Here is a 25,081-nt window from a genome sequence, read left to right as displayed (position 1 = left end):
GACCATCAGGGCACAGCCAACTGCCCGAACACGCCGACTTCCGTGTTCCCACGTCCCCAAATGCATGGATCTCCTGGCGGCCGGGCCGAGCATCCCGCAGGCTCGGAGGGTCCAGGTACCGCACCGGCCGGTCTTGACCACATCGGCGGGCGGCCCGACACGACATGAGGGGGAACCTTTCTTGACCACTCACCTTCGACAGGGCGCCGGCCCGCGGATGGTGCTGGCGCTGGTGGCGGCGCTCTGCGGGCTCATCGGTGCCACCGCGCTCAGTACGAGCCCGGCGGCGGCAGCCGACCAGCGTCACGCGATCTACGCCATCGCGCACCGGGTCGACACCTTGGACGGCGTGGACGCCGCGCTCAAGCACGGCGCCAACGGCATCGAGATCGACGTCTGTGCATGGTGGAATCCGAACGAATGGCGTGCCTATCACGACTGCTCCTCGGCCGGTGACAACCGGCGGGGCCCCAGCTTCGACAGCATGATCGACCGCATCGTCTCCAACGCCAACGCGGGGCGCCGACTGGCGCTGGTCTGGCTGGACATCAAGGACCCGAACTACTGCGGAGAGCAGCCGAACCGCGGATGCAGCGTCGCCGGACTGCGCGACAAGGCGCAGCGGCTGACGGCTGCCGGCATCCAGGTCCTCTACGGTTTCTACGAGTACCACGGCGGCAGCACCCCGGACGTCGGCGGCCGTGGCTGGCAGAGCCTGGAAGGCAGGCTCGGCAGCCTGGAGGGCATCACGACGACCGGGACCCGCGACCAGGTCATGGGCGCCTTCAACCGATCCGGTTCCGGGTTCCCGGCCGGTCACCGGGTGATGGACTACGGCGACTCCGACATCACCAAGGGGTTCGGCAACTGCACGGAACCCAGCTACAACACGTGCGCGGAACTGAAGAAGGGCGCCGGGGACCGTGCGTCGGGAAAACTCGCGGCCACGCTGTCCTGGACGACCACCTACAACGATCCGTGGTACGTCGACAAACTGCTCGGGGACGCGCGTGTGGACGGCATCATCGCGGGCTACGGCGCCTTCACGGGAGTGCGCGAGTACGACGACAGCTGGCAGTGTGCCAACGCCATCAACCTCGTCCGCGACTGGGTGAACCGCCACAGCACCACCCATCGGATGGCCACCAGCAGCGACCGCCTCTTCAAGTAGCAGACCGCCCCAGGCGGGGCCCTGCCCTCCCACGCCCGTAGGTCTCTCCAGGCCGTCGGCCAGACCCTGGCCGACGGCCTGGACCTGTGCGTTAGCGGGGTTGACCTGCGAGTTTTGGGAGACGCCGGGTTCCCCGGGCATGATCGGGACACGCGCCTTTCATTCCTGATACGTGCCGGTTTCCCCGGTGCCCTTGGAGGTCGGACCATGCAGTTCTTACGCGCCCGTCGTGCCGCGCTGGGCGGGTTCGCCCTGCTCGCCACTCTTCCTCTGGTGGCCTGCGCGCAGGGCGACGGCCAAACGTCGTCACCGGCGCCGCCCACCGCCGCCACCACGGCACGGCCGCAGACGAACGCGAAGCCGCCCGTGGCCGATTTCAAGGAGCTGGAGCGCAAGTACGGGGCGCGGCTCGGGGTGTACGCGGTGAACACCGGCGACGGGCGTGAGGTGGCCTACCGGGACGGTGAACGGTTCGCCTACGCCTCCACGTTCAAGGCGCTCGCCGCCGGGGCCGTCCTATGGAAGTACTCCCTGAACGGCATGACCAAGGTGGTCAAGTACTCCAAGGACGACCTGGTGGCCAACTCGCCGGTCACCGAAAAGCACGTCGAGACCGGGATGACGCTGGGCGAGCTGTGCGACGCCGCCGTGCGCTACAGCGACAACACGGCCGGGAACCTGCTGTTCGACGCGCTCGGCGGACCGAAGGGCCTGCAGAGCGCCCTCCGGCAGACGGGCGACGCGGTGACCCATGTCGATCGCCGCGAGCCGGACCTCAACCAGTGGGCGCCCGGCACCGTACGGGACACCACCACGCCCCGCGCGCTGGCCCAGGACCTGCGGGCGTTCGCCCTCGGCGACCGCCTCGGCCCGGCCGAACGCGCCCAGCTGACACGGTGGCTGCGGACCAACACCACCGGAGACGAACTCATCCGGGCCGGAGTCCCCAAGGGCTGGACGGTCGGCGACAAGACCGGCGCGGGCGGCGTCTACGGCATTCGCAACGACATCGCCGTGGTGTGGCCGCCCGATTCCGCGCCCATCGTCATGGCGATCCTGACGAACCGCGGGACCCGGGACGCCGATTACGACAACAAACTGATCGCGGACGCGGCAGCGGTGGTGGCTCGTACGGTGTCGTAGGCGGAAGCAGGCACTGCAGGCGCGTCCGCTGCTCACCACCGGCCGGGGGCGGACGGCGCTCGGTGACGGTTTCCGCGACGGCAGCGCGTTGCCTCCTCTGCCGCCAACGCTGGTGCCCTGGTGCGCCCTTGGGCGAGCGCTGCCGTCGCCACCGCGCCGCAGACGATGTGTGGAGGAAATGTGCTGCGTGAGGCAGATTTTTCTCACGGGGATTTGAATCCATCACAACTTGGTCACTAAGGTCAGGTCTCGAACCTTCGCGCGATCGGTCACTCATTCGGGGTGTCGGCGAAGGGGCCGCCATGTCTGCGTAGTTCGGCGGCTCTGAGGAAGAAGGAGCTGCCGCCCGTGGGGTCCCACCGTCGTCCCAAGCATCCGAACCGCGCCCGGGTCACCGTGTTCACCGCGACCGCGGCCGCGGCCGTCGCGCTCAGCTCCCAGGCCGCCAACGCCGCGCCCGCCAAGCCGAGCAAGGACGAGGTGAAGGCGAAGGTCGACGAGCTCTACCACCAGGCGGAGAAGGCCACCGAGGAGTACAACGGGGCCAACGAGAAGCAGACCGCCCTCCAGAAGGAGGTGACGGCCCTCCAGGACCAGGTGGCCCGCGGCCAGGCCGAGCTCAACGCCCTGCGCAACGGCATCGGTTCGCTCGCCAGCGCCCAGTACCGCTCCGGCGGCCTGGACCCGTCCATCGCCCTCTTCCTCTCCGCCGACCCGGACGACTTCCTCGACAAGGCGTCCACGATCGACCAGTTGGGCGCCAAGCAGACCGAGGCTCTTCAGATCATCCAGTCCAAGCAGCGGGCCCTGGCACAGAAGCGCGCCGAGGCCACCCGCAAGCTGGACGACCTCGCGAAGGTCCGCAAGACGGTCGGCGAGAGGAAGAGCGCGTTCCAGGGCAAGCTCGCCGAAGCGCAGAAGCTCCTGAACACCCTCACCACGGCCGAGCGCGCCAAGCTCCAGCAGGCCGAGAGCCGCGCCAGCCGCGACGCCGGCGAGCGCGTGAACCTGGGCCACGAGAAGCCGGGTTCCGGGCGCGGCTACGCCGCCCTGCAGGCCGCCGCGACGCAGATCGGCAAGCCGTACCAGTCCGGCCACGAAGGCCCCGACTCCTATGACTGCTCAGGGCTGACCCAGTGGGCCTTCGCCCAGGTCAACGTCCACATATCACGCGTCACATACACGCAGATCAACGACGGCAGCCCGGTCGGCTTCAGCGAGCTCGCCCCCGGCGACCTGGTCTTCTTCAACAACCTTCTGCACGTCGGCATCTACGCGGGCAACGGCATGGTGCTGCACGCCCCCAAGCCTGGTGCCTTCGTCCGTTACGAGAAGATGAGCTACCTCGGCAGCTTCTACGGCGCCCGCAGAATCTGACCGCCCGCTCGCCGCTCGACCGTCGCCGGACAGCGGAGGGGCGGCCGCGCTCATCGCCTTCCTCGCGGCCGCCAACCCCCTGTCAAGCCACGCCTCCCGAGGTGAGAACCCGGTCGGCCGGGTCGCTCCACGTGGGGTAGTCGTTGTAACCGGTCGGGCCGCCCACGTACATCGTGTACTTGTCACGCACCTCGTTCAGCGGCGCGCCGACCCGCAGACGCTCGACCAGGTCGGGGTTGGCGAGGAACGCCCGGCCCAGCGCGATCACATCGGCACCCGCCGCCAGCAGGCGCTCCGCCGCCTTCCGCCCCCCGTCCGCGGGCAGGGGGGCGGGCCAGCCGAGGTTCGGGTTGGCGATCAGCGTGCCGGGCCAGCCGTCGCGGATCCGGGTGAAGGACGGCTGCTCCGGATCGGCCAGCTCCAAGTGCAGATAGGCCAGGCCGAGATCGGCCAGAGCCTCGATGAGCTCGGTGTAGATGCGCTCGGTGTCGCCCTCCTCGATCCCGTTGACGGTGTTGGCCGGGGAGATCCGCAGCCCCGTCCGGTCGGCGCCGATCGCGTCGGCCACGGCCCTGGCCACCTCGACCGCGAAGCGGATCCGTCGCGACACCGACCCGCCGTAGGCATCACTGCGAAGGTTGGTGTTCTCGGCCATGAACTGGTGCAGAAGCATCCCGTTGGCGGCGTGCAACTCGACTCCGGCGAAGCCCGCTTCGACCGCGTTGCGGGCCGCCTGGGCGAAGTCGGCGACGGTGGCGTGGATGTCCTCGACGCTCATGGCACGGGGCACCACGGAAGGACGGCGTCCTGCGGGTGTGTGGATGGTCTCCGTGAGCGCTACGGGCGAGGGGGCGACCGGCATGAGCCCGCTGTTGTCCGGGTGGCCCACCCGGCCCCCGTGCTGGAGCTGGAGGAACATCGTGCCCCCTTCGGCGCGTACCGCGTCGGTGACCCGCCGCCATCCCGCTATCTGTGCCGCGCTGTGGATCCCGGGGATGTTGGGGTAGGTCTGCCCCACGGCGTTCGGCGTGGTGCCCTCGGCGATGATCAGCCCGGCCGAGGCGCGCTGGGCGTAGTGCGTGGCCATCAGGTCACCCGGGACACCGTCGGCGTCGGCCCGGTTCCTGGTCAGCGGTGCCATGACCAGGCTGTTGGGCAGGTGCAGCGGGCCGAGACGGGCGGGGGCGAAGAGAGCGGAGTGCGCTGTTGTGTGCGTCATGACCGTACGGTAGAAGTTGCCACCGGTGTCAGGTTCAAGAGGGACGGGGTGATCCCGTCGCGGGCAGGGGGAAAGATGCGGATCGGGGAACTCGCCGAACGGACGGGCGTGAGTGAACGCTCGCTGCGCTACTACGAGAAGCAGGGCCTGCTGACCGCCGAGCGCACTCCCGGCGGCCACCGCCAGTTCGGCGAGTGGGCGGTCGACCGGGTCATCCGCATTCAGGCCCTGTACGCCGCGGGCCTCAACAGCACCAAGATCGCTGCGCTGTTGCCCTGCATGCGGGACGCGGACGGCGGTCCCTCCGCGCAGGCGACGGCACGGCTGGTCACCGAACTCGCCGAGGAGCGCCGACGGATCGACCGGCTCATCGCCGATCTGCTGCGCTCGCGCGATGTCCTGGACGAGGTGATGGAACTGGCCGCGCAGCCGCGCGAGGCCGCGTCCGCGTCGGCATCGGCATCGGCATCGGCATCGGCGCCCGTCTCGGCCTCGGCGTCAGTGTCGGCACGGTAGGACCCGCCGCACGTCCATCTGCCCGCGCCGACGGCTATACGTCGGCCTGGCGCACACCCGCCGCCGGGGTGACAGCCGGGCGGACGACGATCTCGTTCACGTCGACCTGCGGTGGCTGGCCCACGGCGTGGGCCACGGCTGCCGCGACCGCCGCTGCGGGCAGGGCGACGGCGCGGTAGGTCCGCATGGCCTCCCTGGCGAGCGGGTCCGTGAGATGGTCCGCGAGCTCGGACTCGGTGACGCCCGGGGACACGACGGTGACCCGGACACTCCCACCCGACTCCTGCCGCAACCCCTCGGAGATCGCCCGCACCGCGAACTTGGTGGCGCAGTACACAGCCGCGGTGGGCGACACCTCGTACGCTCCGACGGAGGCGATGTTCACGATGTGCCCGCTCCCCTGCTCTCGCATCACGGGCAGGGCCGCGGCGATTCCGTGCAGCACGCCACGGACGTTCACGTCGATCATGCGGTCCCAGTCGTCGGTACGCAGCGCGTCCAGCCGCGACAGGGGCATCACACCCGCGTTGTTGACGAGGACGTCGACGCGGCCGTACGCCGCTCGGGCCGCCTCGACGAAGGCGACCGTGTCCGCCGCGTCGGTCACGTCCAGACGGCGGAAGGCGGCGCTTCCACCGCCGCGGGTGATCTCCTCGACCAGCTCGGCCAGTCTGCTGGTGCGGCGCGCGCCGAGAAACACCGTATGGCCGTCCGCCGCCAGCCGACGAGCGGTCGCCGCACCGATTCCACTGCTCGCTCCCGTGATCAGTACGGTCTTGGCGTCCTGGTCCGCGTACCGCTGGGCGTCCTGCGTCATGGTTCGCCGTCTCTTTTCCACTCGGTTCCCTGTACGGGAGGTCACGGGAACTCTCGACGACGGCGGGGGTCTCGACCAGGACAGCCACTGCCTGGGTACGGCACACCCAGGCAGCGGACCGGCCGTACTCCTAGCCTGTCTCCATGACGAGCAGCGAACTCGGGGACTTCCTGCGGGCCCAGCGCACACGCCTGACACCGGACGAGGTGGGCCTCGCCTCGTACGGGCAGCGCCGGGTGGCCGGCCTGCGCCGGGAGGAGGTCGCCGTCCTCGCCGGAATGAACAGCGACTACTACGCGCGTCTTGAGCAGGGGCGTGAACGCCACCCTTCCGCGCAGCTGCTGGACGCGGTCTGCCGTGCCCTGCGGCTGGACGACGAGGCGCGCGAGCACGCACACCGTCTCGCGGGCACGGCAGCCGACGCGCTCGGGGCGCAACCACGCGAGACGGTCAGCCCCGTGCTGCGACAACTACTGGACGGGTACGCGTACACCCCGGCGTTCGTCCTGGGCCCGGCTCTGGACCTGTTGGCCGCCAACGCGCTGGCCGACGCCCTGTTCTCCCCGTTCGAGAAGGCGGACAACCTGGCCCGGATGACCTTTCTGGATCCGGCCGCGCCCGGCTTCTTCACCCACTGGAGCCAGGCGGCGGAGGCGACGGTCGCCGCCCTCCGCCAGGCCACCGGCCTCGCCCCGCACTACCCGAGGCTGCACGAGCTGGTACGGACCCTGTGCGCGGCGAGTGCGCAGTTCACGGCGCTCTGGCGCTCGCACGGGGTTCGCGGCAAGACCCACGGCGTCAAGGAGCTCGTCCACCCCGAGGTGGGCCCCCTGTCCTTGACGTACCAGACCTTCGACGTGTGCGGCGCTCCCGGCCAGCAGCTGGTGATCTACCACGCGCAACCGGGAAGCCCCAGCGCCCAGGCCCTCACCCTCCTCGGCACGCTCGCCGCCACGGCCCGGCAGCCGTCGGACGGGCTCGGCTAGGAAATCAGTGGCACAGCCCCGCTGTGCTGTCCTACCGTGCTGGCGAGCCAAGTCGTCTAGGCAAGGACGTGCCGTTGTACACCCTGTGAGACCTCCCGAGCGATGAATCGTCGCGCGTCGCACCTGTGCGCCGCGCTCCTTTTTGCTGCGGTCTTCTCACTGAAACCGGTGTACTTCTGTGCTCGAAAACTGGGTGGTCATGCCCACCTGCCTGCCGACCGTTCTCCGCCGTTGCCACGCGTGCGCGTCCGAACGCTTCCGGGCCAACGGCAAGTTCCGCGTCAACGCCAACCACAAGCTCCTCGACGCCTGGCTCCTCGTGCTCTGTACCGCTTGCGGGGACACGGCGAAGCTCACGATCCTGGAGCGGGTGAACGTGCGCTCCGTACGGCCTGAACTGCTGGACCGGATGCACGACAACGACCCTGGCCTGGCAGCCCAGCTGCTCCAGGATCCGGTCGTGCGACGCCGCAATCGCATAGCCCTCGACTGGAACAACGCCTGGCGCCTCGACACCGGCGGATCGGACCACCTGGACCGCGAGGTGATCGACATTTCGGTCCGCTTCGCGGCGCGGATCCCTGTCCGGCCGGTGCGACTGATCGCTGAAGGCTGCGGTCTGTCGCGGGCCGAGGTCGAGAGGCTGATCGCGGAGGGGAGCCTCGTTTCGGCAGTCCGGCTGAGCGGCAAGCTCTCCGGCGACTTCACCTTCACGCTCAAGCGCTGAGCCCTCCTCGGGACCGGGCCTCCTCGGGACCAGGGGCCTGTCCGGCGGGATCCGCCGGACAGGCCCTGACGGTGTGTCCGGCGTGTCCAACAATGGCGACGCGCGCCACCCGAGGCCTGTCGAATGTGTCGCGCCCCCACGTCGCGACGCCAGGTGGCCGCTCCCAAACTGAGGGAAACCTGCCCCCCACCCGCACTTGGAGCCCGCATGCTTCACGTGAAGCGCCTCCGCGTCAGGAATCTGCTCGTGGCGGCCTCAGCGGCCGTCGCCCTGTCCATCAGCCCGGCCATTGACGCCGGTGCGGCCGTCCCCGCCCCCACTCCGGGATCGCTGCAGCCCCTCCACATCGACTCGGTCTACGTGTCCGGCGTCTCGTCCGGCGGATTCATGGCCAACCAGCTGCACATCGCGCACTCCGACATCTTCCGAGGTGTCGGGATCTTCTCCGCGGGGGCGTACGACTGCGCGCAGGGCAACCTCACCACCGCGTTGTACGCGTGCATGAACACGCTCCTCCCCCGCAAGACCCCCGCCCAGCTGGAGCGGGAAACGCGCGACCGGGCGGCGTCCGGCAGCGTCGCCCCGGTCGCGAACCTGTCGGGTGCGCCCGTCTGGCTCTCCCACGGCAGCTCCGACCGGACCGTGGACCGCAAAGTGAACGATGATCTCGCGACCTACTACCGCGACTTCGGAGCCGACGTCTCCTACGACACCACGTCGAGCGCCGGGCATGCCTGGGTCAGCCCACTCGGTGAGGTGTCCTGCACCGCAACGGCGGCGCCCTACGTGAACAACTGCGGCGGCGACCCCGAAAGGGCCATGCTCACCCACCTGTTCGGCACGGTCCGGCCCGCCACCACGACCACGCTGACCGGCAAGCTCGTTCAATTCGACCAGAACGCGTACGCGCCCGGCGCGAGCGCGTCAGCGATCAGCATGGGAAACGAGGGGTTCGCCTACATCCCCCAGTCCTGCGCGACGGGCGTCTCGTGCAAGCTGATGGTGGCGCTCCACGGCTGCTACCAGTACTACGGCCTGATCGGAAACACGTTCATGGCCGAGGCCAACCTCAACGAATACGCCGACACGAACAGCATGGTCGTCCTGTACCCCCAGGCCACCACCGCGAGCGACAACCCCCGTGGCTGCTGGAACTGGTGGGCGTACGGGGGCGACACCCACTACGCCGAAAAGGGCGGCCGGCAACTCACCGCGGTCACGAACATGGTGAACGCGATCGCCGGTACCCCGCGCGGGTGACCGCGGCCGGGCGTCCACCCGGGGGGCGCTGGTCAGGCGGCGGACCTGCGGCGGTCGCGCGCAGCGGTCCCGTCACTCCCATTCCCAGCGCATGGCCTGGAAGCCGGGGCCGGGGTCTTCGACGGTGAACGCGGCGCGGCCGGAGGCGCTGATCCAGACCTGTTCGGCGGGGTCCATGGGCCCGCCGGCGGTGGTGCCGGAGTAGCGGTGGCACCGGACGGGCACGGCGTCGGGGTGGAACTGGACTTCGAGGGTGTAGAGCCGGGCGGGGGCGCGGAAGCCGGTGCCGACCTCGCTGGTGCGGGCGCCGGTGGTCGAAAAGGCGTAGGTGTACTCGATCACGTCGGTCTCGCCCTTGGTGAGGACCCGGTCCAGGAGCAGTTCCGCGACGGACAGCGGTACGGACGTATCGGAACGTACCCGGCCTTTACGGGCATTGCGGATGCCGGTGATCTCGGGCAGTGCGCGCTGCGGGTCGTCACCCCGGCTGATGAGCACCAGCCGGTCCACCCGCTCGTGCTCGGCGCGCAGCACCATCGTGACGGTCAGCCGCCGTTCGGCGCCGTTCTCGTCGATCTCGTACCTGTCGTGCACGGCGAGCCGGGTCAGCCCGTCGTCGGTGGAGCCCATCGCGTCGAGCAGGCCGGGCAGGCTCTTGTACTGCTGCCACAGATGCTCGGTCTCCAGGGTCCGGGGCGGGCGGTTGACCCAGCGTCCGCGCGGGCGCTGGGGGCCCAGCAGGGAGACCAGGGAGTCGGTGGGCAGCCCCAGCAGTTCCTCCAGCAGCCGGACGGCCTGGCGGGACTGAGGGCGTTCGGGGCGGCTGCGGCCGCGACGCCAGTAGCTGAGCGTGGTCACGCTGACGGCGACTCCGCGGGCCGCCAGCCGGTGCTGGATACGCTCCAGGCTGAGGCCGCTGGCGCGCACAGCACAGTCGAGCGCGGTCTCGAACGGGCCGTGGCGCAAGGCGTCGGCCAGTTCGGGCAGCGGGGCTTGAGAGGGCACAGGTGATCCGTCCTGCGTGCCGTGCGGGGTTATCACATGCTAGCGACTTCCAGCCAAACGACGGGTGACGCACGTCACGATGTGAACAGTCTTGACCAAGGCCCCGGTTGCGCCGGAGCGAGCACCGACCGTTCGGTCTGCCCTGTGCACACACGCCCATCAGGGCAGGAAACAGCGGGGACACACCCCCGTTACTTGTCATGGCCGTTTCACAGGGATCCTTATTAAACAGAATTGGCATCTCATTGCCCCGGAGACGCAAATCCCGCCATTCTCCGGGCTCATGAAACGATCTCTGTACGTCGGCACGCTGTCCCTCGCGGTCAGTGGCCTTCTCATAGCCGGCGCGGGCAGCCCCGCCTCCGCCGCCAAGGGCCCCCGGACCGTCTCGCCGAAGGCGAGCAAGGCCCAGGCCCTGCGGGACGCCACCGCCGAGGTGGCCGCGAGCCCCGACGCGGTCCGGGCAGGCGTCCACGACACCTTCCTGTCGCACGACGTGACCGTCGACAAGGACGGCACCCGCCACGTCCACCTGGACCGCCGCTACCAGGGCCTGCCGGTCCTGGGCGGCGACGTCATCGTGCACTCGGCCCCCAACGGCGAGCTGCGCTCCACCTCGCTGACCCTCAAGGCCCCGCTGACGCTCTCGGTGACGCCCAAGGTCGGCAAGGAGCGCGCGGTGGCCGTGGCCGTCGCGCGGTTCAAGGGCGCCAGGAAGGGCAGCAAGGCCGAGCTCGTCGTCGACGCGACCTCGGCCACGCCGACGCTCGCCTGGCAGGTCGTCGTCGACGGCACCGCCCCCGACGGCTCGCCCAGCCACGTCCACACGCTGGTCGACGCGACGACCGGCAAGGCCGGGAAGTCCTGGAACACCTTCCACAGCACGGTGGTCCCGGGTCAGACCACCACCGCTCCGCAGACCACCACCGTCGCCGGTGCCGCCGCCTCGGGCACCGGCCACGGCTACCAGGTCGGCGACGTGACGCTGGGCACGAGCAGCGTCTCCGGCGGATACGAGCTCAAGGACCCGACCCGCGGTAACGGGGAGACGCGGGACGCCCAGAACAAGACCGTCACCAACGACTCGCCGCCGGCCGGCTGGGGCGTCGCCTTCACCGACACGGACAACGTGTGGGGCAACGGCACCCTCAGCGACCGCGCCACCGTCGCCGTGGACGCCCACTACGGCATCCAGGCCACCTGGGACTACTACAAGAACGTCCACGGCCGCAACGGCATCAAGAACGACGGTGTCGGCGCCCGTTCCTTCGTCCACTACGGCGTCAACTACGCCAACGCGGGCTGGGACGACGACAGCTTCAGCATGATCTACGGCGACGGCGCCTCCGGCCAGAAGCCGTTCACCGAACTGGACGTGGCCGGCCACGAGATGAGCCACGGCGTCACCGCGGCCACCGCCGGCCTCAACTACTTCGGTGACGCGGGCGGCATGAACGAGTCCACCTCGGACATCTTCGGCACCCTGGTCGAGTTCAACGCCAAGAGCCCCGCGGACACGCCCGACTACCTCATCGGCGAGAAGATCGGCACCACGCCGCTGCGGTACATGGACGACCCCAAGAAGGACGGCGTCTCCCAGAGCTGCTGGACCACCAACACCAAGAACCTGGACCCGCACTACTCGTCCGGCGTGGGCAACCACTGGTTCTACCTGATGGCGGTCGGCTCCGGCGCGTCCAGCTACGGCAACAGCCCGACCTGCGACGGCGGTACGGTCACCGGCCTCGGCAACGACGCCGCCGGCAAGATCTGGTACCGCGCGCTCACCACGTACCTGACGGCCGCCTCCACGTACGCGGACGCCCGTACCGCGACCATCAAGGCCGCGACCGACCTGTACGGCGCCACCAGCACCCAGTGCACCACCGTGGAGAAGGCCTGGAGCGGCGTCGCCGTCGCCCCGACCGCGACCACCTGCGGTGGCGGCGGCACCACTCAGCCGCCGAGCGGCTCCAACCTGCTGCTGAACCCCGGCTTCGAGTCGGGCGCGACCAGCTGGTCCGCGACCTCCGGCGCCATCACCAATGACACCGGCGCCACCGCCCACGCCGGCTCGTACTACGCCTGGCTGGACGGCTACGGCTCCTCCCACACCGACACCCTGTCCCAGTCGGTGACCATCCCGGCGACGGCCACGGCCCCGAAGCTCTCCTTCTGGCTCGCGATCGACACCAAGGAGACCGGCACCGCCGCGTACGACACCCTCAAGGCGCAGGTCGTCTCCGGCACCACGACGACCACCCTGGCGACGTACTCCAACGCCACGCCGAGCGGCTACGTCCAGCGCACCCTCGACCTGTCCGCCTTCAAGGGCAAGACGGTCACCATCAAGTTCACGGGCGCCGAGGACTCCTCGCTGGCGACCAGCTTCCTGATCGACGACACCTCGGTCACCACCGGCTGATCCAGCGCTCAACGCTGCACCGGCTTTGATCGACGGCCCGGGCGGGATGGCGGACAACGCCCCGCCCGGGCCGGGTCCGGCCCAGTGAGCGGGTCTCGCCCTGGCACGACCCCTTCGACAACCGCGTCAAGATCGGCTGGGGCTACAACATCTACAACCTGATCTGACCGTACGGAGAGGGCGTACCGGGCGGTGTGACCCACCGGCCTGCCGTGTCCGGCTGACAGCAGTGCGTCAGCCGGACACGGCGCTGCTCGGCATGGCGCCAGTCCCGTTCGGCACTTGCGCCGGGATCACGATGGCGGTCCAATGCTGAAGGTGACTGATGTTGGTGGGCGCGGCTCCCCGGACGCCGGGGCCGGGGCCGGTGAATACGCGAACCCTCTTGAGGAGCTCTCGCTCAAGCAGCTCCGTCAGCGCAGGAGCATGAAGTGGCGCACCCATTCGGCCGATGTGCTGCCGCTGTGGGTGGCGGAGATGGACGTCCCGCTCGCGCCCCCGGTCGCCGACGCGCTGCGCGAGGCCATCGATACCGGTGACACCGGATACCCCGCCGGTACCGACTTCGCCGAGTCGCTGGCCGGCTTCGCCTCGCGCCGTTGGACCTGGGACGGGGTGGCGCTCGACCGCACCGCCGTGATCCCGGACGTGATGATGGGCGCGGTCCAGGTGCTCCGGCTGATCACCGACCCAGGCGACCCGGTGATCGTCAACTCCCCGGTGTACGCGCCCTTCTACGCCTTCGTCACCCATGACGACCGCCGGATCGTGGAGGCCCCGCTCGGGCGGGATCTGCGGATCGACCTGGCCACGCTCGACGAGACGTTCCGGCGCACCCGGGAGCGGAGCGGCAAGGGAAAGATCGCCTATCTCCTCAGCAATCCGCACAACCCCACCGGCACGGTTCACACCATCGAGGAGCTCGCCGCCGTGGCGGAGCTGGCCCGCCGGTACGGAGTCCGTGTCGTCGCCGATGAGATCCATGCCCCACTCGTCCTGCCGGGCGCCGAGTTCACGCCCTACCTCAGCGTGCCCGGGGCGGAGGACGCCTTCTCCCTCATGTCCGCCACCAAGGGCTGGAACCTCGCCGGAATCAAGGCGGCGCTCGCCCTCGCCGGGCCGGAGGCCGCTGCCGATCTGCGCCGGATGCCCGAGGAGGTCCAGCACGGCGCCAGCCTCCTGGGCGTCGTCGCCCATATGGCGGCCTACCGCCACGGGGACGCGTGGCTCGACGCGCTGCTGGCAGGGCTCGACGCGAACCGGGCCCTGCTGGGCCGGCTCATCGCCGAGCATCTGCCGGAAATCGGCTACACCAGGCCGGAGGGAACGTATTTGGCCTGGCTCGACTGCCGGCCCCTGGGCCTCGCGCCGGACGAAGGCCCCGCGGACCTCGCGATCGTCACCGACCTGGCCGGCCCCGCGCGGGTGTTCCTGGAGCACGCCAGGGTGGCTCTGTCCTCCGGCCACATCTTCGGAACGGGAGGAGCCGGGCACGTCCGCCTGAACTTCGCCACGTCCCAGGCCGTCCTCACCGAGGCACTCACCCGAATGGGACACACCGCGGCTCGCCACAGGCGCTAGCGGACGAGCGCCGCCTCACCGTCGCGGCGCCCCCCAAGGGCGGCACAGCGCCCGCGCGAACGTGGCCCGGCCCGGCCCGCGGTGGGGCCGCCCAGGCCGGTGCGCGGACGAAGCCGTAGGGTTCTGCCTCGTGCCCGTGCTGGAGATTTCCGACCTGATCACCGCGGTGGATCCCCACACCGGCCGACGCCTCCCGGTGTCACGTAGCGAGGTCGTCCGCCGGCTCGACGAGGCCGGGGACGAGCGCGCCGCCCGGATCGTCGCCGGGCTGCCCACGGACCGGGACGGGCTACTGGACCCGCAGGCCGTGGACGATCTGCTGGTCAGCGTGCACACCGAACTTCAGCGTCTCAGCGAGGAGCTCCGGATCGGCGAACGCCTCCTGCACCTGCTCGGTCCGCTCTTCGAAGCGATCAGATCGACCAGCGGGAGGCCGGGCCGGTACCGCCTGGTCGATGTCGGCTGCGGTCTGGGCTACGCCGTTCGCCGGCTGGCGGCCACCGACGCGCTGGGACCGGAGGTCGATCTCGTCGGAGTCGACCTCGACGCCGCACTGGTGGCCGAGGCCGGCCGCCTGGCCCGCGCCGAGGGACTCGACTGCCGCTTCATCCACGGAAACGCGTTCGATCTGCCGGAGGCGGCGACCGTCTACATCTCCACCGGCCTGCTGCACCACTTCCCCGGCCCCGCCCTGGACGGGTTCTTCCGGTCCCAGGCCGCCTCGCCCGCGCAGGCCTTCTGCCACTTCGACATCGCCGCGACCCGCATCGCACCCCTGGGGGCGTGGATCTTCCACCGCGCCCGGATGCGCCATCCCCTCGGCCGCCACGACGGCGTCGCCTCCGCACGGCGCGCCCACAGCGACGAAACACTGCTTCGCGCCGCCCACGTCCCCGGGATCACACCACTGTTGTACGAGCCCCGCGGCGCGGCGAACCCGTTCTGCACCACGCTGCGCCCGGTCATCGGTGTGCGCCCGCACTTGGAGGAGCCGTTCCGACGGTCCCTGGGACGTGCCGCCCGCAGACTCGTCGGCCCCGAGTACCTCATCGAGTCCACCCGATGACACCGGCCGTGCCGCTCGCCCTGCTCGGCCTCGTCGACGCGGCGTTCAGCGGCTTCCGCGCCTACGCCGGCCGCGACGCCCGCATCCGCAAACGCCGTGCGACCACCCGAGCCGCCGTGCGTGGACTGGCCGTGGGGGCCGCCCTGCTGCTCGCTCCCGCGCTGGCCGCGGCCCTCCTGCTTCTTGCGGCGCCGGACGGATCTTCGATGTACGACTCCCTGACGGCCGGCGGGATCGGCTACATGGTCCCGCTCGCGGTCTACGCCACCGCCGTCCTGCTCTCACTCGCCGCCTACTTCCTCCTGCCGTTCCGCGCCAGCACGCTCGCCGTGGTCATCGGCCTCGGCCCGCTGACACTCCTACGCCCTGTCGCCGTCGTCGCCGCCTGCCTGGGCGCGCTCTTCAACGGCGGCGGTTGGCCCGCCCTTCTGGTAGGCGCGATCGCGGGAGCCGCCGTGCTGAGTGTCGAACCCGCGGTGCACCACCGCTGGTATCGCTACGTGCTCAAGCCGCGGTCTGCCGACGCCATGACGCGTGCCGCCTTCGGCGAATGAGCGTGCCTCGCGCAGGCTCGACTGATCTGACCTGCGAAACCCTGGTGCGCCCGGTCAGTTCGTCAGTGGACACTGGGGAAATGGAACAGATCACCGAGCTCGTCGAGCTGATCGACGACGTATGACTCGATGTGTGCCTGTACACGGCCGGGTGATGAAGCGCGCGCGCCGGCTGCCGCGACTCCACCGCCTCCCCCTCGGCGGAGGGCCTGTGCGGGCGATGCGCCCGGAAGGCGGTGGAGGCGGAGTAGCGGGCGACCGGCGTACACGTCACCACCGGACCCACCGGACAGGCCCTAGTTCACCGTCAGCTCCGCGATGCCCGGATGCTTCTTGGCCGCCGCGTCACCCTGCACCGTGACCCGTACGTACCGCGCGAGCCGCGCATCACCCGCCACGGCACGCTGCCAGTGCCGCCCGTCGAGGGAGAGCTCGACGCTGTACGAGGCGGGCTTGGTGTCGTTCCAGGTCGGGGTGACCTTCTTGACGCGGACGGGCCTGGCGAGGTCCGTCGTGAGCTCGCCGCGTGCGCCGTCGGGGACCCAGGCCGTGGCGCTGTTGCCGTCGACCGCGGCGCCCGCGTACATGCCGGGCTGCTGGGAGGAGGCGGTGGCGGTGGTGCAGCGGGCCGCGTTGGTGGTGGGGGTGAGGTCGGGGCGACGGGTCTTGAGGACGGCCGGGACGTCCCTGCTGACGGTCTGCTCGCCCTGCGGCGTGTCGAGCGTCATCGGCGCGCCGCTGGTGAGACGCACGGTGGTGTGGTGGGCGCCGAGTTCGACATCGTAGGTGCGTCCCTGCCAGGTCAGGCCGTGCAGGGTGACGCCGCGGGCCAGCTGCGGCGGCAGCATCGGGTCGAGGTGCAGACGGTTCTCCCGCATCCGCATGCCGGTCAGGCCATTGGTGAAGACCTGGAGGAAGCCTCCCTTACCGGTGAGGAAGTCGTGGGCGGGCGAGCCCGCCAGGGGGTCCGCGGCGCCCGCCTTGTCGCCGCGGGCCTCCGAGAACTGCGCGAAGGGTCCGCGTACGAACGGCTTGATGGAACGCTCCAGATAGGTGTACGTGGAGCAGCCCGGCTCGCCGATCCCGGCGGCGTCGATGGCGTGTACCGAGTCCGTCATGGCCGGGCCGTCCGGGTCGGTGCGCTGTGCGTAGTAGTCGAGGGTTGCGGTGTCGGAGCCCTTGGGCATCGGCCACTCCAGCGGGTACATCAGCAGGACCGTGTCGGCCTGCTTGATGGTGCTGCCGCCGTAACCGTCGTACTGCTGGAAGACCTTGCGCCGTGCGTCGTACGGGATACGGATACGGTCGGCGATCGTCTTCCACGCGGCGGGGGCCTGCTTGCCGAGCAGCTCGGCTGCGCGGGTGGCGTGGCGCAGGGCGGTGGCGGCGCCGGCGTTGGTGAAGACGGCGTCGTCCACGCCATTGCTGTACTCGTCGGGCCCGGCCGTGTCCTTGATCGAGTAGCTGCCGTCCGCGTTGGGGCTGACGCGGCCCGCCCAGAACTCGGCGATGCCCTGCAGCACCGGCCAGCCGCGCTCACGCAGCCAGCGCGTGTCCTTGGTGGCCAGATAGTACTGCCAGGTGGCCAGGGAGATGTCGGACTGAAGGTGGATCTGGGTGCGGCAGTGCGGTGGGTCGACGCTGTGGCACTCCTGGGTCAGATCGCCCGAACTCCCGCTGTTCCAGGGGTAGAAGAGCCCTTGATAGCCGAGCTTGCGGGCGTTCTCGCGCGCCCCCGCGCGGGTCCGGTAGCGGTAGTCGACGACGGACTTGGCGAGCTCGGGCCGGGTGGCGAGCAGGCCCGGGTACATCCAGGTCTCGGCGTCCCAGAAGATGAGGCCCGCGTAGTTGTCGCTGGTCAGGCCCGCCGGGGCGATGCTGTTGGCCGCACCCTCGCGGGTGTTCGACAGCAGCCCGTACTGGGCCGAACGCACCCACGACTGCATCTCGGGCTGTCCGGGCACCTCGATGTCGCTGCTCCAGAGCCGCGACCAGGCCGCGGTGTGCGAGCGCAGCAGGGCCGCCCAGCCACGGTCGGCGGCACGCCGCGAGGTGGCGGTGGCGTCACGGCGCGGTGCGCGTGAGGTGAGCGCCGTGTCGACGCCGACGTACTTGGTGACGTCGTACGACTGCCCGCTCCGGACCGGCAGAGTGAGGGCCTGTCGGGCGGTCATGTCCTTTGCCTGCCCGGCGCGTTGGGCCTTGACGCCAGACGTCCCGCCCCCGGCGCGCAGGGTGGAGGCCACAGCTCCGTCCACGTTGGTGCCGTCCGTACGGAAGGCCACATCCATGGTCGGTGCGGTCCTGCCGTCGCGGTGGGACCCACTGGTCCGGTCTCCGCCGCCGGTCTGCCGCATACGCCGCGCACCGCGACCGTCCAGCATGTCGGTCACGGTCGCCTCCCCGCTCCAGTGCGGCGTCATGCTCATACGTACGGCGCCCACGTGCGGATTGACGCGGTCGGCGAGCACCTCGTACACGAGGTCGGTCCGGCGGCCGTCGGCGGCGGTCCAGGTGAGCGACGTGCGCACCAGTCCGCAGTGGAGGAAGAGCGACTGCCGGTAGTGGGAGATCCGGCCGGACGGCGTCGAAGAGTTGAAGGTATCGCCGGTGGCGCCACCGGTGGTGAGGGCGAGCGCGGTCCAGGTGGGCAGCGCCGCGACGGCCTGCCGGTCGCCGGCGGTCTGCTTGTTGTGCGCGTACAGGCCGGAGACGAAGGAGCCGTCGTAGCGCGGGGTGAACAGCGGCCAGCCGGTCTTGGCCTCGCTGTCGGCGTACCCGGCGCCGTTGGGCGGCACGCGCTGGCCCAGGTAGCCGTTGCCGACGAAGGCATGGTGGGTGTCTGCCGCGTCCACACGGGTGGTGCCGAGCGTCCAGTCGTCGCTGTCGCGGCAGGTAGCGGTCGTGGCGGCGGTGTTCTTCGTCGGCTGCGAGGCCGCCGATGGCGCTGAGGTGACAAGCGCTCCGGCCAGCAGCACCGCGGTCAGTCGGGCGGCGCGCGGCCGCACACCGAGGGAGTACGTCATTGTTCTCCGTCACTCTGGTTCGCCTGCGAGGTTCCTGGGACCATAAATTTCCTGAACGATCCGCGTCAATAGCTGTGCGTTCTTCGTCAAGTCCCGAATTCATGGACGGGACGGTTCGGTGAGCGGGCTCAGATGTGTCAGTCAGTGCGCGGGGGCAGTGCGGCTGGGCCGAAGGGATGGCTGGGCCTGGGCGACTCTCCACCTCGTGGAGCCGCGCCCACTCGCCCGTCCAGGCCCGACAGTGGCCCTCGGCAGGGGTGAGGCTACGCATTCGGCGCAGGAGCAGTAGCTGAGGTGGTCGTCGTGTCGCACGGTGTGATGTGGACCAGGAGACGGGGTGTCCTTTCCCGTCGCCCCGGTATCCGCCGACCGATCACATCTCGAACAGGAGAACCATCTCTGATGCGTGCCACTTGGACCGCTGCCGTCCTGACCGCAGCCCTCAGCCTGACCCCGGTCGCCTCTGCCGCCGCTGTCGCGCTTCCCGGCATCGACACCCCGTAGCCGGTCACGGCCCCTGCCGCACCCATGTGGCAGCCGTCGGCGCCCCTCCCGGTGAAGCCGCTGCCGACAGGGGCGGATCCGGCTGCCCAGGGAAAGGCGCCGAGCCCGCCGACACCGCTGAGCACCGTGCCCGCGGCGCCCGCCGATGACGGAGGCGAGAGGCGGGCTGTTGTCGATCGTGACGGGGCTGGTGAAGACCCTCCAGGACGTGCTGGGCGGCCTCCTCGGCGTCAAGCTGCCGCCGTTGCCCAAGCTCCCCGCGGTGCCGGGCGCGCTCAACGGCCAGGCCACGACGACCCGGCACGTCCCCCTGGCCACGCTGGCCGAACTCCAGCGGACGCTCGACGCACTCCACGCCGCCGAAGCCGCCGCCCGCCCCACGCCCTGACCACGCGATGGCCGTGTCTGACCCGCCCGTGCCCGCCGCGCCGGGGTGGCGCGGCCGGCACCGAGGGAGTGGGGCGGGGGTTCAGGGCCTGGTGGTCAGGCCGTATCCATAGGGGAACAGCGGGTCGTAGTGCGCGTCGCCGATGTTGATCGGCTCCTGGGCCTCGCTGCGGGGCCAGGTGACGGGGAGCTTGCCGGTGAAGGGGCGCTTGCCGAAGAGGACGTCGGCGACTCCGTCGCCCTCGCTGCCCGGCAGCCAGGACATGACGAAGGCGTCCACCTTGGGCAGTTGGCCGGTGATGATCTGCGGGCGCCCCGCCACGTCGAGGACGAGGCAGGTCCTGATCGCGGAACATACGCGGTCGATGTTCGCCTGGTCCGTGGCGGAGAGGTTCAGGGTGTGCCCGCCAGTGCCGACGTCGCCGACGCCTTCGGCGTAAGGGGTTTCGCCGACGACGACGATGCCGACGTCGTGTCCGGCCGTGGGGGCGGTGGCGTCGGCGCTGTAGGTGACGTCCTTCGCGTCGCGCTGGATGCCCTGCAGGATGGTGGTGCCGGGGAAGGCGGTGTTGCCTGACTGGCCCTGCCAGCTCACCGTCCAGCCGCCGGCCTGGTTGCCGAGGTCGTTGGCATTGGCTCCGGCGACGTAGATGTGCTGGGAGGGCTTGAGCGGCAGTGTGTGGTGATCGTTCTTGAGCAGGACCTGGGATTCGGCGACCGCGCGGCGGGCCACGGCCCGGTGGGTGGGCGAGCCGACGGTGCCGATGCCGGCCCGGTTGGTGTAGGGGTGCTCGAACAGGCCGAGTTGGAACTTCGCACGCAGGATACGCGAGACCGCGTCGTCGATGCGCGACATCGGGACGCGGCCGGCCTGGACTTCGGCGGTGAGCGCCTGCTCGAACTCGGGGGCGTCATACGGCTGCATGAACATGTCCATCCCGGCGTTCACGGAGGTGCGCACCTGGGTGGCGAAGTCGCCCGGCAGCTGGGTGATGGCGTCCCAGTCGCTGATGAGGAACCCTTCGAAGCCGATCTTCCGTTTCAGGACGTCGGTGAGCAGTTCGTTGCTGGCGCTCATCTTGACCGGCCGGCTGCCGGGTACGTCGGTCCACTGGACGGACGAGTACGACGGCATGACGCTGCCCACCCCGTGGACCTGGACGGCGGTGACGTACGGCGCCAGGTCGACGGCGGCGAAGCGCCGGTGGCTGGTGACGGTGGTCCCCTGGTCGACGGTGTAGTCGTTGGTGGTGGAGGTCCCGTACGTGGTGTCACCGTCACCCGCGTAGTGCTTGACGGTGGCCAGCACCCGGTCGGGCTGGGCCAGGTCCTTCGCACGGGTGCCCTGGAAGCCGTCGATGGCGCTCTCCATCCGCTGCACCAGGGCGGGGTCCTCGCCGAAGCTCTCATACGTACGGCCCCAGCGGTCGTCGCGGGCGACGCACACGCACGGCGCGAAGACCCACTGCGGGCCGGTGGCCCGGGTCTCGGTGGCCGTGATGTGCTCTTCCTCGGCCACCAGTCGGGGATCACGCGTGGCGCCCATGCCGATGTTGTGCGGAAAGATCGTCGCGCCGATCAGGTTGCCGTCGCCGTGGACGGAGTCGATCCCGTACAGCAGCGGGATGTGCAACCGGGTGGCGAGAGCGTGGCTCTGGTAGCCGTCGACCATGTCCGCCCACGCCGCGGGCGTGTTGGGCGTGGGAGTGGATCCGCCGCCGGACAGCAGCGAACCCAGCTTGAGGTCCGTGATACGGGCGGGGTCGGCGTCGACCGAGCCGCGTTCGGCCTGGGTCATCTGGCCGATCTTCTCCGCCGTCGTCATACGGCCGAGAAGGTCGGAGACCCGCCGCCCCACGGGCAGTTCCGGGTTGAGATACGGCAGCAGGCGGCCATGGGAGACGGCGGCCGCGGAGTCGGGAGCGGCCAGGGCCGGGGCAGCCGGGACGGCGGTGGCGACCAAGGCGGCGGCGGTCAGCAGCAGGCCTGCCGTGCGCCGTCGGCCGGTGGTACGAGCGCGCGGCACGGTGCCGCGTACGGGCTGATGTGTCACGTCGGTACTCCTTGAGGTGACCCGGCGCCGAGTCTCGCAGCGCCGGGGGCGCTACTTCTGTTTCCAGACTTGGTTGGGCTGGGTTCCTTGGCACCGTTGGCCGTGGAACCGGCGGCCGTGTCGAGGCACTTGCCGCTGTGCGGGTTGACGATCCGGCCAATGGGGAGAGCGCTCCCCATGTGAGGCAGCGCCGACATCGACTCCTTTCGGGATCGATGCGAGGGGGAACTCGGGGGCAAGCGGCCCACGAGAACCGTCTCCGATAGATCCGGCACATCCGAACAGCCGGTACATCCAATACAGAAGGACCAGTGCGGGGCAGCGACATGCGAGCTCGCGCGGCTCGCTTACGCTGCGACAAATGAAGCCAGTGCCGCTGATTGACTGTCAAGCGGTCTGCATAGCTTCACCTTGTGAAGCCAAAGCGGCGTGCTTCTGACAAGCGCGAATGGGGCAGAGCTCACGACGTACCGCCGTGCGGGCCTGTGTTGCCTGCCGCTGGAGCGCGCATGCTCGGGCGTTGGACTCCCGGTCAGTCCGTGGCGGCCGCGAGTCCCGGGGGCACGGCCCCGAGTTCGTCCTCGCTCTCCGAATCGCCGGAGTGCCCGCGCAGTGTTGTGGTGGCGATGTCCAGGAAGTCGGCTACGGGGCCCGAGCAGTTGCTCTCCGGTACGGCCAGGCACGTCTCGACCGACGGGGCGTCGGTGACGGTCAAGAAAACGAGGTCGGGGCGGGAGTAAGAGCCCGCGATACTGGCGGGGACGAGCGCGATGCCCTGTCCGGAGGCGACGAGTTCGAACTTCTCCTCCAGCGACGACGTCCGTCGCGCCCTGACATCGAGGATCGTCTCCCTGTCGAGATCGGCCGGGGTGAGGGCGTCGCGGCCGGCCAGCGGGTGCGTCACCGACAGACACGCGACCTTGGTCTCGTGACCGATGGGGACGATGCATAGCCCCGAGTCTTCGAAGGGGCGCCGGAGGTACCCCACGTGCGCGCGGCCGTCGCGGAGTGGCGCGTCCCGCTCCCACCAGCGCAGCGGAAGGACATCGACCTCGATCTCGGGATGACTCGCCGTGAACGCCCGGATCGTGTCCGCCACGTGCAGGCCGGCCGCGAAGGCGACGACGAGCCGCCGTTCGCCGCGCTCGGCCTCCTGTACGCGCCGCAGCGCCATGTCCACCACCGTGGTGATCCTTGACGCCTCGTCATACAACTGCTGCCCCGCAGGGGTGAGCTCGACGCTGCGCGTGGTCCGCGTGAACAGGGAGCATCCCAGCTCCTGCTCGAACGCGCGGATCTGCCGGCTCAGAACCGGCTGCGCGATGAACAGCTCCTGTGCCGCCCGGCCGAAGTGGCGGTGCTCGGCCACCGCGACGAAGTAGCGGAGCTTTCGCAGATCCAGGTCCATGCCCTCACGGTATCAATGTGGTTGGAAGGGTATTGGACGCCCGCCTCGGACGCTCGGAGACTTGCAACGTGATCGCTCGCCGGCATCGCCGCAGCAGCCGGCGTCGACAGTCGGTTCCTGTGCTCTCCGACTGGAGAGTGCCGCTTCCACCGACGAACGATCGCCCATCGCGACGACCGCCGTCAACGACGCTTCGCGGCAGTCCTGACGCCCTGACCATCCAAGGAATCACATGAACGACACCCGCAAGACCGCCCTCGTCATCGGGGCTTCACGGACCCTGGGCCTCGGGCTCGCCGCCGAGTACCTCCGTCGGGGCTGGGACGTCATCGGCACGGTCCGTGGCAGCCGGCGCACCGGTCTCCACGACCTGGCCGACGCGTCCGGGGGGCGGCTGACCATCGAGTCGCTGGAGATGACCGACCCGGAGCAGATCTCGGCACTGCGCGACCGACTGGCGCGACGCGCTCTCGACCTGCTCTTCGTCAACGCCGCCATCACGCGCGGTGATCTGCCGATCGGCGAGGTCCCGACGGACATGTTCGCCGAGGTCATGATCACCAACGCGCTCAGCCCGATGCGCGTCGTGGAGACCCTGCGCCCGCTGGTCGCGCCGACCGGAACCATCGGCATCATGTCCTCGGACCAGGGAAGCATCGCCTTGAACACCGAGGGCGGACAGGACCTGTACCGCGCCAGCAAATCCGCGCTGAACCAGCTGATGCGCAGCTACGCCGCCCGCCACGCCGGTGACTCGCGGACACTGCTCCTCATGGACCCGGGCTGGGTCCGCACCGAACTCGGCGGCCCCCACGCCGAGCTCAGCGTCGAGGAGAGCGTTCCCGGCGTGGCGGAGACAATCGAGCGCCAGCAGGGGAAGCCCGGCCTCCAGTTCCTGGATTACGAGGGGCAGGTCGTGCCCTGGTAGGTCTGGGGCCACAGCGGCACTTCTTCCGCTGCTCGAGAAGTCGCTGACAGGGCAGGTCTCCGGTTCTGGTGCTCATCCTGGTCGGCGACATCACCTACCGGAGACCAACTCGGCTAGGTGCCGCAGCGAGTTGATGAGGTGGTCAGGGCCGAATGGCGGGAACTGGATGCCCCGGTCCCGGATGAACTGCGGCACCGCCGACCAGTCGTAGGTGAGCGTGACCTCGGTCTCCGACGGACCGAGCGGCTCAAGGTCGTAACGCCAGATCCAGCCGCCGAACTCCAGCCGCCCGTCGCCCTTCTCCGTCCCCGTCAGCCAGCCGATGGTGCGCGGCGGGTCGAACATGTGGACCTTGTTGACCACCCGGTAGTCGCCGTCTGGATGGCCAGGGTGATACATGTCCATCCGGAAGATCTGACCCGCCTCGGTCAGCGGCGCCCGGTCGGCCGCTTCCTGGACCCAGCCGGTGCCGTCGATCGCGGCATGGGCCGTCGGATCCGCCAGCACCGCGAACACCCTCGCGGCCGGCACAGCGACCGTGAGGGTGGCGCTCACTCTCTCCTGGTCCACGGTGTGCACGCTCCTTGTCGTCTCGTCCCGGGCCTCCCCCACGAGCAGAAGGAGGACGTTCCCCACATACAGACGACGCGGCGGGGCGGAACTCATCGGTCGTGGGGGGGGCATCGTGGGGGGCGTCAGGGGAGGGGGCATCCTGCGGCGGCGCCGGGAGCCGGTCACCATCCAGGTCATCGACGGCGTCGAACCCGAACCCCGCATCGACTCCGTCCGCCGCGGCGCCCGCCTGATGGGCCACCCGGACGCCCGCCGGGGCCGGTCGGCTCTTCCGCGGCAGCCGATCGGCCCCCTTCCGCTCCGCGCGGCCCGCTCCGTGTCGGCCGTCCGCGACCGGCGCCGGGAGTGAACGGCG

At 70.2% G+C, this 25,081-nt stretch carries 20 protein-coding genes and 1 pseudogene; 14 read left to right on the top strand and 7 right to left on the bottom strand.

Annotated elements, in window-relative coordinates; translation table 11 throughout:
* The first annotated feature begins 181 nt into the window (after positions 1 to 181).
* The 3 genes from AB0G17_RS00855 (at position 182) to AB0G17_RS00845 (ending at position 3,691) form a co-directional block, all read left to right on the top strand.
* Positions 182 to 1,171: a glycerophosphodiester phosphodiesterase family protein gene (locus AB0G17_RS00855; RefSeq protein WP_361374062.1), complete on the top strand. Its 990-nt coding sequence runs from the start codon at positions 182 to 184 to the stop codon at positions 1,169 to 1,171.
* A gap of 207 nt (positions 1,172 to 1,378) precedes the next feature.
* Positions 1,379 to 2,314 carry a class A beta-lactamase gene (gene bla / locus AB0G17_RS00850; protein WP_361374060.1) on the top strand — a complete coding sequence of 312 codons (936 nt, stop codon included), beginning with the start codon at positions 1,379 to 1,381 and terminating at the stop codon, positions 2,312 to 2,314.
* Between the two features lie 348 nt (positions 2,315 to 2,662).
* The gene (locus AB0G17_RS00845) at positions 2,663 to 3,691 is read left to right on the top strand and encodes an NlpC/P60 family protein (protein ID WP_361374058.1); all 1,029 of its coding nucleotides are present in this window, start codon (positions 2,663 to 2,665) and stop codon (positions 3,689 to 3,691) included.
* Positions 3,692 to 3,773: 82 nt separating this feature from the next.
* On the opposite strand, the gene AB0G17_RS00840 is transcribed toward AB0G17_RS00845, so the two are convergent.
* Positions 3,774 to 4,910 (bottom strand): alkene reductase, encoded by a 1,137-nt coding sequence (locus tag AB0G17_RS00840; protein ID WP_361374056.1) that lies wholly within the window; start codon positions 4,908 to 4,910, stop codon positions 3,774 to 3,776.
* A 75-nt stretch (positions 4,911 to 4,985) separates the two neighbouring features.
* Between AB0G17_RS00840 and AB0G17_RS00835 the strand changes: the two genes are divergently transcribed.
* The gene (locus tag AB0G17_RS00835; RefSeq protein WP_361374054.1) at positions 4,986 to 5,426 is read left to right on the top strand and encodes a MerR family transcriptional regulator; all 441 of its coding nucleotides are present in this window, start codon (positions 4,986 to 4,988) and stop codon (positions 5,424 to 5,426) included.
* Between the two features lie 34 nt (positions 5,427 to 5,460).
* Here AB0G17_RS00835 and AB0G17_RS00830 read toward each other — a convergent pair whose 3' ends face one another.
* Positions 5,461 to 6,243, bottom strand: a complete 783-nt coding sequence (locus tag AB0G17_RS00830) for an SDR family oxidoreductase (RefSeq protein ID WP_361374052.1) — start codon at positions 6,241 to 6,243, stop codon at positions 5,461 to 5,463.
* A 143-nt stretch (positions 6,244 to 6,386) separates the two neighbouring features.
* Between AB0G17_RS00830 and AB0G17_RS00825 the strand changes: the two genes are divergently transcribed.
* The 3 genes from AB0G17_RS00825 to AB0G17_RS00815 all read left to right on the top strand — a co-directional run bounded on the left by AB0G17_RS00825 (position 6,387) and on the right by AB0G17_RS00815 (position 9,216).
* Positions 6,387 to 7,229: a helix-turn-helix transcriptional regulator gene (locus AB0G17_RS00825; RefSeq protein WP_361374050.1), complete on the top strand. Its 843-nt coding sequence runs from the start codon at positions 6,387 to 6,389 to the stop codon at positions 7,227 to 7,229.
* A gap of 199 nt (positions 7,230 to 7,428) precedes the next feature.
* Entirely contained in the window at positions 7,429 to 7,956 is a 528-nt protein-coding gene (locus AB0G17_RS00820) for a DUF1062 domain-containing protein (protein ID WP_361374048.1), read from the top strand.
* Positions 7,957 to 8,163: 207 nt separating this feature from the next.
* A complete protein-coding gene (locus tag AB0G17_RS00815; protein ID WP_361374046.1) occupies positions 8,164 to 9,216 on the top strand; it encodes a PHB depolymerase family esterase in 1,053 nt (350 codons plus the stop codon).
* A gap of 72 nt (positions 9,217 to 9,288) precedes the next feature.
* Here AB0G17_RS00815 and AB0G17_RS00810 read toward each other — a convergent pair whose 3' ends face one another.
* A complete protein-coding gene (locus tag AB0G17_RS00810; protein WP_361374044.1) occupies positions 9,289 to 10,221 on the bottom strand; it encodes a hypothetical protein in 933 nt (310 codons plus the stop codon).
* 283 nt (positions 10,222 to 10,504) lie between these two features.
* On the opposite strand from AB0G17_RS00810, the gene AB0G17_RS00805 reads away from it, so the two are divergent.
* The 4 genes from AB0G17_RS00805 (at position 10,505) to AB0G17_RS00790 (ending at position 15,847) form a co-directional block, all read left to right on the top strand.
* Positions 10,505 to 12,646 (top strand): M4 family metallopeptidase, encoded by a 2,142-nt coding sequence (locus tag AB0G17_RS00805; protein ID WP_361374042.1) that lies wholly within the window; start codon positions 10,505 to 10,507, stop codon positions 12,644 to 12,646.
* Between the two features lie 309 nt (positions 12,647 to 12,955).
* Positions 12,956 to 14,227 (top strand): MalY/PatB family protein, encoded by a 1,272-nt coding sequence (locus AB0G17_RS00800; RefSeq protein ID WP_361374040.1) that lies wholly within the window; start codon positions 12,956 to 12,958, stop codon positions 14,225 to 14,227.
* Between the two features lie 136 nt (positions 14,228 to 14,363).
* Positions 14,364 to 15,293 carry a class I SAM-dependent methyltransferase gene (locus AB0G17_RS00795; RefSeq protein ID WP_361374038.1) on the top strand — a complete coding sequence of 310 codons (930 nt, stop codon included), beginning with the start codon at positions 14,364 to 14,366 and terminating at the stop codon, positions 15,291 to 15,293.
* Positions 15,290 to 15,847, top strand: coding sequence for a hypothetical protein (locus AB0G17_RS00790; RefSeq protein WP_361374036.1), 558 nt, complete (start codon positions 15,290 to 15,292; stop codon positions 15,845 to 15,847). The genes AB0G17_RS00795 and AB0G17_RS00790 overlap by 4 nt, the downstream gene beginning before the upstream one ends.
* A 296-nt stretch (positions 15,848 to 16,143) precedes the next feature.
* Here AB0G17_RS00790 and AB0G17_RS00785 read toward each other — a convergent pair whose 3' ends face one another.
* Positions 16,144 to 18,873: a discoidin domain-containing protein gene (locus AB0G17_RS00785; RefSeq protein ID WP_361374034.1), complete on the bottom strand. Its 2,730-nt coding sequence runs from the start codon at positions 18,871 to 18,873 to the stop codon at positions 16,144 to 16,146.
* Positions 18,874 to 19,522: 649 nt separating this feature from the next.
* Here AB0G17_RS00785 and AB0G17_RS00780 point away from each other — a divergent pair.
* Entirely contained in the window at positions 19,523 to 19,765 is a 243-nt protein-coding gene (locus AB0G17_RS00780) for a hypothetical protein (RefSeq protein ID WP_361374032.1), read from the top strand.
* 90 nt (positions 19,766 to 19,855) lie between these two features.
* Here the strand turns inward: AB0G17_RS00780 and AB0G17_RS00775 are convergent.
* Both AB0G17_RS00775 and AB0G17_RS00770 read right to left on the bottom strand, forming a co-directional pair.
* Positions 19,856 to 21,664: pseudogene (locus AB0G17_RS00775) on the bottom strand (glycoside hydrolase family 3 protein); the annotation flags it as partial.
* A gap of 685 nt (positions 21,665 to 22,349) precedes the next feature.
* Entirely contained in the window at positions 22,350 to 23,225 is an 876-nt protein-coding gene (locus tag AB0G17_RS00770) for a LysR family transcriptional regulator (RefSeq protein WP_361374030.1), read from the bottom strand.
* Between the two features lie 232 nt (positions 23,226 to 23,457).
* Here AB0G17_RS00770 and AB0G17_RS00765 point away from each other — a divergent pair, with 232 nt between their 5' ends.
* Complete coding sequence (locus tag AB0G17_RS00765) at positions 23,458 to 24,153, top strand: SDR family oxidoreductase (RefSeq protein WP_361374028.1); 696 nt, start codon at positions 23,458 to 23,460, stop codon at positions 24,151 to 24,153.
* A 90-nt stretch (positions 24,154 to 24,243) separates the two neighbouring features.
* Here AB0G17_RS00765 and AB0G17_RS00760 read toward each other — a convergent pair whose 3' ends face one another.
* Positions 24,244 to 24,723 carry a polyketide cyclase gene (locus AB0G17_RS00760; RefSeq protein WP_361374026.1) on the bottom strand — a complete coding sequence of 160 codons (480 nt, stop codon included), beginning with the start codon at positions 24,721 to 24,723 and terminating at the stop codon, positions 24,244 to 24,246.
* 115 nt (positions 24,724 to 24,838) lie between these two features.
* Here AB0G17_RS00760 and AB0G17_RS00755 point away from each other — a divergent pair, with 115 nt between their 5' ends.
* A complete protein-coding gene (locus tag AB0G17_RS00755) occupies positions 24,839 to 25,075 on the top strand; it encodes a hypothetical protein (protein WP_361374024.1) in 237 nt (78 codons plus the stop codon).
* Positions 25,076 to 25,081 lie beyond the last annotated feature (6 nt).

Origin of the sequence: Streptomyces sp. NPDC023838 (genome assembly GCF_040639555.1) — a bacterium.
GTDB lineage: Bacteria > Actinomycetota > Actinomycetes > Streptomycetales > Streptomycetaceae > Streptomyces.
This window is presented reverse-complemented; position numbering and strand designations above follow the sequence as displayed.

Bases quoted from the DNA above. Each gene is read 5' to 3' on its own strand.
- bla (WP_361374060.1), top strand. From the start codon at position 1,379: ATGCAGTTCTTACGCGCCCGTCGTGCCGCGCTGGGCGGGTTCGCCCTG.
- AB0G17_RS00840 (WP_361374056.1), bottom strand. From the start codon at position 4,910: ATGACGCACACAACAGCGCACTCCGCTCTCTTCGCCCCCGCCCGTCTC.
- AB0G17_RS00835 (WP_361374054.1), top strand. From the start codon at position 4,986: ATGCGGATCGGGGAACTCGCCGAACGGACGGGCGTGAGTGAACGCTCG.
- AB0G17_RS00830 (WP_361374052.1), bottom strand. From the start codon at position 6,243: ATGACGCAGGACGCCCAGCGGTACGCGGACCAGGACGCCAAGACCGTA.
- AB0G17_RS00825 (WP_361374050.1), top strand. From the start codon at position 6,387: ATGACGAGCAGCGAACTCGGGGACTTCCTGCGGGCCCAGCGCACACGC.
- AB0G17_RS00820 (WP_361374048.1), top strand. From the start codon at position 7,429: ATGCCCACCTGCCTGCCGACCGTTCTCCGCCGTTGCCACGCGTGCGCG.
- AB0G17_RS00815 (WP_361374046.1), top strand. From the start codon at position 8,164: ATGCTTCACGTGAAGCGCCTCCGCGTCAGGAATCTGCTCGTGGCGGCC.
- AB0G17_RS00805 (WP_361374042.1), top strand. From the start codon at position 10,505: ATGAAACGATCTCTGTACGTCGGCACGCTGTCCCTCGCGGTCAGTGGC.
- AB0G17_RS00800 (WP_361374040.1), top strand. From the start codon at position 12,956: ATGCTGAAGGTGACTGATGTTGGTGGGCGCGGCTCCCCGGACGCCGGG.
- AB0G17_RS00790 (WP_361374036.1), top strand. From the start codon at position 15,290: ATGACACCGGCCGTGCCGCTCGCCCTGCTCGGCCTCGTCGACGCGGCG.
- AB0G17_RS00785 (WP_361374034.1), bottom strand. From the start codon at position 18,873: ATGACGTACTCCCTCGGTGTGCGGCCGCGCGCCGCCCGACTGACCGCG.
- AB0G17_RS00780 (WP_361374032.1), top strand. From the start codon at position 19,523: ATGACGGAGGCGAGAGGCGGGCTGTTGTCGATCGTGACGGGGCTGGTG.
- AB0G17_RS00770 (WP_361374030.1), bottom strand. From the start codon at position 23,225: ATGGACCTGGATCTGCGAAAGCTCCGCTACTTCGTCGCGGTGGCCGAG.
- AB0G17_RS00765 (WP_361374028.1), top strand. From the start codon at position 23,458: ATGAACGACACCCGCAAGACCGCCCTCGTCATCGGGGCTTCACGGACC.